This window comes from Blautia sp. AM42-2 (assembly GCF_003480245.1).
GTDB classification, from domain to species: Bacteria; Bacillota; Clostridia; order Lachnospirales; family Lachnospiraceae; genus Fusicatenibacter; species Fusicatenibacter saccharivorans.
Genome location: NZ_QUIM01000021.1, coordinates 1 through 1,821, shown reverse-complemented (window position 1 = coordinate 1,821; position 1,821 = coordinate 1). Strand labels below are relative to the sequence as shown.

Below are 1,821 nucleotides of genomic sequence, written 5' to 3'. Positions count from 1 at the left end.
GACGATCAAGTACACAAAAGAACAACTGAATAAGTTTGATAAGGATCTGCTGATAGAGCTTTTTCTTGGGATGCAGGGACAGATGGAAGAATTGTCCAGGCAAACGCAGGCCTTAAATGACAGGATGCAGCTGATGATGGAACAGATGGTCCTTTTCCAGAAGAACCGTTTTGGCAGATCCAGCGAAAAAATGGCGGATCCTGAACAGATACGTTTCATGGAAGTAGACGGGACTATCGTATTCTTTAATGAATCTTGGGATGCAGGGACAGATGGAAGAATTGTCCAGGCAAACGCAGGCCTTAAATGACAGAATGCAGCTGATGATGGAACAGATGGTCCTTTTCCAGAAAAACCATTTTGGCAGATCCAGCGAAAAAATGACGGATCCTGAACAGATACGTTTCATGGAAGTAGACGGGACTATCGTATTCTTTAATGAAGCAGAGGCAGTCTGCGACCTGGATGCACCGGAACCGGATGACCTGGAATTGAAAGCACCCAAAAAGAAAAAACAGCCAGGGAAAAAAGCGGCTGATATAGCAGGGCTGACAGTAAAACGTATTGATCACTATCTGAAAGAGGAAGAACTGACGGCTGAGTTTGGTGAAAACGGATGGAAACAGCTTCCGGATGCCATTTCCCGATGTTATCAGTTCATTCCGGCCAGTGTCGTGATAGAGGAACATCATATCGGCGTTTATTCCAGTAAACTGGATGAACACATGATAAAGGCACCCCATCCCAGAAATCTGCTTCATGGAAGCCTTGTATCCCCGTCCCTTGCTGCGGCAGTCATAAATGGTAAGTATGTAAATGCGGTACCTCTCTACCGTCTTGAAAAAGAATTCGAAAGGTACGGGCTTGCCATTACCAGACAGAACATGGCGAACTGGATGATCCGTCTTGGGGAAGAATATCTGGGAACCATGTATGATTATCTGCATAAACTTCTGTATGATTATCATGTGATACAGGCAGATGAGACTCCTGTACTTGTAAATAAGGACGGGCGTCCTGCCGGCAGCCAGAGTTACATGTGGGTGTACCGGTCCGGCTTTATGTACCGGGATCGTCAGATTATCCTTTATGAATACCAGAAAACGCGTAATGCATCCCATCCCCGGGAATTCCTGAGGGATTACACCGGGATCTGTGTTACGGATGGGTACCAGGTATATCATACATTGGAAAAGGAGCGTGAAAATCTGAAGATTGCAGGCTGCTGGGTTCACTGCAGGCGCAGGTTTAACGATGCACTGGAAGTGATACCAAAAGCACACCGAAAGGAATCAATCCTGCATCTGATCATGAAACAGATACAGGCCATTTACCGGGAAGAGGGAAAACTGTCTGATTTTTCTACGGAAGACAGGCTCATGCAGCGTCAGCTTGTGGTAAAACCACTGGTGGATGCTTTCTTTGCGTACCTGAAACAGAATGAACCTAAGATTCCAAAGAACGGTAAAATACGGGAAGCATTTACATATGCACTGAACCAGGAAAGCTACCTGAAAGTTTTTCTGGAAGATGGGGATGTTCCAATAGACAACAATGCCAGCGAACGTGCGATCCGTGGATTCTGTATAGGGAAGAAAAACTGGGAGATGATCGATACGGTCAATGGAGCCAATAGTTCAGCGATCATCTACAGTATCGCAGAAACTGCAAAGGCGAATAACCTGAAACCTTTCGATTATTTCGAATATCTGCTTACGGAGATTCCCAAACATGTAGATGACAAAAACACAGATTTTCTTGCAGAACTTCTGCCATGGTCAGATATGTTGCCCGAAAACATTAGAAAGCCGCAAAAAGCCA

2 protein-coding genes are annotated in these 1,821 nt (G+C 45.2%); both read left to right on the top strand.

Annotated elements, in window-relative coordinates; translation table 11 throughout:
• Window positions 1–310 (top strand): transposase (locus tag DW915_RS15030; protein WP_330422705.1); only part of this gene is annotated, 310 nt, incomplete at its 5' end.
• On the top strand, window positions 249–1,821 hold a 1,573-nt coding region (tnpC, locus tag DW915_RS15025), incomplete at its 3' end, for an IS66 family transposase (RefSeq protein ID WP_118742418.1). The genes DW915_RS15030 and tnpC, both read left to right, overlap by 62 nt.